Below are 5,065 nucleotides of genomic sequence, written 5' to 3'. Positions count from 1 at the left end.
GAAGGCGGCGCGGCAGCGGGCGAAGGCGCGTTGGGCGCGATCGGCGGCGCGATGGCGGCAGCCGCGCCGGTGATGGCGGTGGGCGCGGCCGTGGTGGGCGTGGCCGGCATCATCTTCGCGATCGTCGAGGCCGTGAAGAAGCACAACGACCAGAAGGCGTTCGCGTCGAACGTCAACCCGACGCTGCAACAGTTCGGCATTCCGCTGCCGTCCTGATCGTCGGCACACCCAACGTACCGGAGGCCCGCATGCGCAGCCTGGTATTCGACCGTCACGACGAGGTCAACCTGTTCGTGGCGTCGCGCACGGGCGAGGAACGTTACGACGACGCGCGCGCGATCGGTCTCGCCAAGGACGGCGAGCTGGTCGCGGGCGTGGTGTTCCAGGGGCACAACGGGCCGAACCTGTTGATGCACTTCGCGCTCGGCGCCTCGCGGCACGTCATCACGCCGGCCTTCGTGGCGGCGGCGTTTCTGTATCCGTTCGCGATGCTGAAGTGCCGGCGCGTGACGGGCCTGGTGCGCGTCGACAACCCCGAGGCGCAGCGGCTCGACGAGCATCTCGGCTTCGTGCGCGAGGGCGTGATGCGCAGCGCGGCCAGCGACGGCACCGATTTCATCCTCTACGGCATGTTGCGCGAGGAGTGCCGCTATATTCGCGGGCGTTACCTGAAGGCGTTCCTGAAGGAGACCGAAGGGATTCCCGACGAGGACGCGCTGCGGGCCGGCGCGGCCGAACCGCAGCGCGCGGCCGCCTGACTTTCGGCGTTTCGATCGCGATGCGGTGCCGCTTCGTCATCGCGAGCGATGGCGGGCGGCGTCACGCCTGCGCGTTCCGCGGCTCGGCGAATTCGCCGAGCATCCACTCGCGCAGCTTGCGCAGCGCCGCGCTGGTTTCGTAGCGTTCCGGCGTGTAGCACAGATAGTGGCCCTGGTTGTCCACCTCGACCGGCGCGTCCACCGGCTGCACCAGCGTGCCCGCGTCGAGCGGCGAGCCGATCAGGAAGGCCGGCACCAGCGCGAGGCCGAGCCCGGCCTGCGCGGCCTGAATCAACACCGCATATTGCTCGAAGCGCGGCCCCGCGAACGCGTTCATGTGCGTGACGCGGTGCCGTTCCGACCATTCGAACCAGACGCTTTCGGCCTGCTCGTGCACGAGGCGCGGCGCGTCGGCCACGTCGGCCGGCGTGCGCAGCGCGTGTTTCGCCGCGAACCCCGGCGAGCACACCAGCACGAACGTGCGCCCCGACAGGTAATCGCAACGCACGCCTTCCCAGCGGCCGTCGCCGTAGCGGATCGCGGCGTCCAGCCCGAACGGAAACGGATCGCCGTGCGCCAGATGGCGGCGAAAGCTCAGCGTGACGTTCGGCGCGGCGGCCACGAACGCCGGCAGGCGCGGCACCAGCCACTTGGTGGTGAAGGTCGGCACGCTCGCGATCGTCAGCAGGTCGCTGTCCTCGCGCACGCTGAGCAGTTCGAGCGAGGCGTTGCCGATCTCGCGCAGCGGCCCCGTGACGCGTGCGTGATACACCTGCCCGGCGCGCGTCAGCGACAGGTTGCGCCCCTCCCGCACGAACAGCTTCACGCCGAACAGCGCCTCCAGATTGGCGATCTGGCGGCTCACCGCGCTCGGCGTGAGGCCCAGCTCGCGCGCGGCGTACGAAAAATTCAGATGTTTGGCGGAACTGGCGAACGCGTGCAGTTCGGCGATGTTCGGATACAGGTGCTTCATCGCGAGGTGTTCCGGATTCGCATGGATCGATGCGCGTTTTGTACGTTTTTTTCATGACGATGCCATGACGGAAACGCACACTGGCGCCCGTCATCGCGAAGCCAAGCTACTGATTCAACGAGGTTTCGCGCCGTTTCATCCGCTCGACCACGGACGCCTCGATGCCTTTTTCCCCCGCCACGGCCGCCGCCGCTGGTGTTCCCATTCGTCGTAGCAATCGCGCGCCGTCGCCCGGCCGCGTGCTGGTGCGGGCCGTGGTGGCGCTGTTCGCGCTGTACCTGCTGCTGCCGATCGCGCTGCTCGTGGTCGGCTCGACCGGGCAGAGCTGGACCAACACGCTGTTGCCGACCGGCTTCACCGGCCACTGGTATGCGGATCTCGCGGCCGACACGAGCTTTCGCCGCGCGTTCGGCACCAGCTTCGTGGTGGCGCTTGCGTGCTGCGCGCTGAACGCGGCGATCGGCGTGCCGCTCGCCTACGCGCTGCACCATCGCGCGCGCCGCGGCGGCGGGCTGGCCGCGCGGCTCGTGATGCTGCTGCCGATCGCGGTGCCGGCGCTCACGCTCGGCTTCGGCTACATCGCCGTGTTCGGCGGCGACACGCTGCCGTGGCTCGGCACGCTGTGGCTGATGATCGCCGCGCACGCGGTGCTGACGCTGCCGTATCTGCTGCAGACGCTGCTCGCCGACCTGCGCCACCTCGATCTGGCGACGCTCGAAGCCTGCGCCGCCACGCTCGGCGCCACGCCGCGCCGGCAGTTCTTCACGATCGTGCTGCCGAACCTGCGCCACAGCCTGTTCGCCGGCCTGGTGATGGTGGCCGCGCTGTCGATCGGCGAATTCCAGATCTCGAACCTGATCGCCGGCTTCCGCTACCGCAACTATCCGGTGGTGCTGCTGCAGGCCTTCTACGGCGCCTCGGGCTTCGCCTGCGCCGCAACCGTGGTGCTGCTGGTGCTCGCGATCGCCGCGACGCTGGCCTCGGTCGCCACCGTGCAACGAATCAAGTAACGCCATGAGCCTCGAATTCGACAACCTCAGCTACACCTACCCGGGCGCGTCGCACGGCATCGCGAACCTTTCGCTCGCGGCCGCGCCGGGCGAGCTGCTGGCCGTGATCGGCCAGAGCGGCTCCGGCAAATCCACGCTGCTGCGCCTGACCGCCGGCCTGCTGACGGGCTATACCGGCCGCATCGCGATCGGCGGCGAGGACGTGGCCGCGCAGCCGGTGTGGCGGCGCGGCGTGGGCATGGTGTTTCAGCAGTACGCCTTGTTTCCGCACCTGAGCGTGGCCGACAACGTCGCCTACGGCCTGAGGATGCGCGGCGTGACCGGCGCCGAGCGCCGCCGTCAGGCGCTCGCGATGCTCGAGCGCGTGGGCCTCGCGAGCCACGCCGAGCGGCGGCCGGCGCAGTTGTCCGGCGGCCAGCAGCAGCGTGTGGCGCTGGCCCGCGCGTTGGTGATCGAGCCGCGCGTGCTGCTGCTCGACGAGCCGCTGGCCGCGCTCGACGCCGGCATCCGCCATCAGCTGCGCGACGAGATTCGCGCGCTGCAACGCGCCTGCGGCGCGACCACGCTGTTCGTCACGCACGATCAGGACGAGGCGCTGAGCATGGCGGACCGCGTCGCGATCGTCGAAGGCGGGCGCGTGCTGCAGGTCGGCACGCCGCGCGAGCTGTACGAGCAGCCGGCCTCGGCGCGCGTCGCGCGCTTCATCGGCCACTCGACGATCCTGAGCGGGCGCGTGCTGGCCACCGATCGCGTGGACGTGGGCTTCGCGACGCTGTGCGCCGCGACCGGCGCGCATCGCGAGGGCGACGCCGTCGCGTTGCTGCTGCGCCCCGAGCATGTGCGGGCCGATCCCGCGCCGGGCGCCACGAACCTGATTCGCGGCGCGTGCGGCGAGGTGCGCTACTTCGGCGCGACGCATCGCTACGACTTCCTGCCGCACGGCGCGGCCGCGCCGCTGCTGGGCGAGGGCCGCGACGTCGCCCAGCACGCCATTGCGATCGACCCGTGCCATCTGCGCGTGCTGCCGGCCCTGCCCGATACGCCGAATGCCTGACGCCGTCCCCGCCCCGAACCGCGCCGCCGCGCCCGCTTTCGCGCGGCGGCCCCAACCCGATCACCCCGTCTTTCGGAGAATCACGATGTTTGCAGCCTCAGCCCTGACCCAACGCATGCGGGCCGTCGCGCTCGCGCTCGGCACGCTGCTCGCGTGCGCCGCCCACGCCGCGCAGCCGGCGCCGCTGTACGCCGGCGAGGACGCGCTCTACCAGAAGGCCGCCGACGAAGGCCTGGTGGTGTCGTTCGACACCGGCCCCGAGTGGGCCAACTGGAAATCGCTGTTCGCCGAATTCCGCAAGCGCTATCCGAAGGTGGAGATCACCTATAACGACATCGGCTCGGCCGCCACCGTGGTGGCGCTCGACAAGTCGCGCCGCCGCCCGCAGGCCGATACCGCCTATTACTTCGCGGCGTCCGCGCTCGATGCGAAGGCGCGCGACGTGGTCGCCCCGTTCAAGCCGCTGAACTTCGACAAGCTGCCGCCGGTGTTCCGCGACGCCGACGGCCGCTGGTTCACGGTGCATTCGCTGAACATCGCGTTCCTCGTCAACAAGAAGCTCGTCAAGGACGTGCCGAAGCGCTGGTCCGATCTGCTGAAGCCCGAGTATCGCAACGCCGTGGTGTATCTCGACCCGCGCTCGACGGGCCAGGGCCAGGTGGACGTGTTCGCGGCGGCCTACGCGATGGGCGGCAGCGTGGACGATCCGAAGCCGGGCGCCGATTTCTTCGGAAAACTGAAGACTGCCGGCAACGTGCTGCGTGTGGAAGGCACCACGCCGTACGCGAAGTTCGTCAAGGGCGAGATCCCGATCCTGATCGGCTACGAGAACGACGGCCTGAAGGCGAAGTACGCCGACGGCATGGGCGACGCGGCCGAGGTGGTGATTCCGGCCGACGGCAGCGTGTCCGCGCCGTATGCGATGAGCCTCGTGAAGAACGCGCCGAATCCGTCGGCCGCGCAGCTCTGGCTGAACTTCGTGATGAGCGATGCGGGCCAGGCGCTGTTCGCGCAGGGCTACGTGCGCCCGGCGGTGCCCGGCGTGGCGCTCGCGCCGGACGTGGCCGCGAAGATGCCGAACGCGCCGCAGGTGCGCCCGCTCGACGTGGCGAAGGCCGCCGCGAAGAAGGCGCAGGTCGACCAGCTCTGGTCGCAGGCCACGCTCGGCCAATGATGCGCGCGCGCTCCCTCGAACGCCGCGACGCGGGCCTGTTGCGCCGCTTCGGCGCGGCGCCGGCCGCCGCGCTGTTCGCGATCGCGTTCGCGTTGG

General features: G+C 70.2%; 5 protein-coding genes and 1 pseudogene. 5 read left to right on the top strand and 1 reads right to left on the bottom strand.

Features of this window, described 5'->3' with window-relative positions; translation table 11 throughout:
• Both G3N92_RS30815 and G3N92_RS30810 read left to right on the top strand, forming a co-directional pair.
• Nucleotides 1-216: pseudogene (locus G3N92_RS30815) on the top strand (type III effector HrpK); the annotation flags it as partial.
• Nucleotides 217-248: 32 nt separating this feature from the next.
• The gene (locus tag G3N92_RS30810) at nucleotides 249-758 is read left to right on the top strand and encodes a GNAT family protein (protein WP_206131330.1); all 510 of its coding nucleotides are present in this window, start codon (nucleotides 249-251) and stop codon (nucleotides 756-758) included.
• Between the two features lie 61 nt (nucleotides 759-819).
• Here G3N92_RS30810 and G3N92_RS30805 read toward each other — a convergent pair whose 3' ends face one another.
• Nucleotides 820-1,731 carry a LysR family transcriptional regulator gene (locus G3N92_RS30805; RefSeq protein ID WP_206131329.1) on the bottom strand — a complete coding sequence of 304 codons (912 nt, stop codon included), beginning with the start codon at nucleotides 1,729-1,731 and terminating at the stop codon, nucleotides 820-822.
• Between the two features lie 161 nt (nucleotides 1,732-1,892).
• Between G3N92_RS30805 and G3N92_RS30800 the strand changes: the two genes are divergently transcribed.
• The 3 genes from G3N92_RS30800 (at nucleotide 1,893) to G3N92_RS30790 (ending at nucleotide 4,969) form a co-directional block, all read left to right on the top strand.
• Nucleotides 1,893-2,741, top strand: coding sequence for an ABC transporter permease subunit (locus G3N92_RS30800; RefSeq protein ID WP_206131328.1), 849 nt, complete (start codon nucleotides 1,893-1,895; stop codon nucleotides 2,739-2,741).
• Nucleotides 2,742-2,745: 4 nt separating this feature from the next.
• A complete protein-coding gene (locus G3N92_RS30795; protein WP_206131327.1) occupies nucleotides 2,746-3,795 on the top strand; it encodes an ABC transporter ATP-binding protein in 1,050 nt (349 codons plus the stop codon).
• An 85-nt stretch (nucleotides 3,796-3,880) separates the two neighbouring features.
• Nucleotides 3,881-4,969 (top strand): extracellular solute-binding protein, encoded by a 1,089-nt coding sequence (locus tag G3N92_RS30790; RefSeq protein WP_206131326.1) that lies wholly within the window; start codon nucleotides 3,881-3,883, stop codon nucleotides 4,967-4,969.
• Nucleotides 4,970-5,065: the final 96 nt, after the last annotated feature.

The sequence above is a fragment of the Burkholderia sp. Ac-20379 genome (genome assembly GCF_017104645.1).
GTDB lineage: Bacteria > Pseudomonadota > Gammaproteobacteria > Burkholderiales > Burkholderiaceae > Burkholderia.
Note: the sequence above shows the minus strand (reverse complement) of the source record. Positions and strands in the feature narration are given on the sequence as shown.

Excerpts from the sequence above, each read along its gene's own strand:
- G3N92_RS30810 (WP_206131330.1), top strand. The coding sequence starts at position 249 with ATGCGCAGCCTGGTATTCGACCGTCACGACGAGGTCAACCTGTTCGTG.
- G3N92_RS30805 (WP_206131329.1), bottom strand. The coding sequence starts at position 1,731 with ATGAAGCACCTGTATCCGAACATCGCCGAACTGCACGCGTTCGCCAGT.
- G3N92_RS30800 (WP_206131328.1), top strand. The coding sequence starts at position 1,893 with ATGCCTTTTTCCCCCGCCACGGCCGCCGCCGCTGGTGTTCCCATTCGT.
- G3N92_RS30795 (WP_206131327.1), top strand. The coding sequence starts at position 2,746 with ATGAGCCTCGAATTCGACAACCTCAGCTACACCTACCCGGGCGCGTCG.
- G3N92_RS30790 (WP_206131326.1), top strand. The coding sequence starts at position 3,881 with ATGTTTGCAGCCTCAGCCCTGACCCAACGCATGCGGGCCGTCGCGCTC.